Source organism: Staphylococcus sp. HMSC62A08 (assembly GCF_001839105.1).
GTDB classification, from domain to species: Bacteria; Bacillota; Bacilli; order Staphylococcales; family Staphylococcaceae; genus Staphylococcus; species Staphylococcus caprae.
In genome coordinates, this window is the sequence record NZ_KV840051.1 from 1 (window position 1) to 263 (window position 263).

The following is a 263-nucleotide window of genomic DNA, read 5'->3' on the forward strand; positions in this document are numbered from 1 at the left end:
TTGCACGACATCAACATATCCATCTTTATTGGCTTCTTTCAATTGTTCTAATGAGAAATTAGATACACCGATGGCTTTAATTTTACCTTCGTCTTTGAGTTCTTTTAACGCTGCTACAGCTTTATCTTTTGGCGTCTCTTCATCAGGAAAATGAATATAATATAAATCAATATAATCTACTTGGAGACGTTTTAAACTATTCTCAACTTGCTGTTTTAAATATTCAGGGTCATTATTTTGTACAACTTCATCGTTATCTTTGA

General features: G+C 31.6%; 1 protein-coding gene. It reads right to left on the bottom strand.

The window, feature by feature from the left end:
* Window positions 1-263 (bottom strand): aldo/keto reductase (locus tag HMPREF3264_RS10725; protein ID WP_141764492.1); only part of this gene is annotated, 263 nt, incomplete at both ends.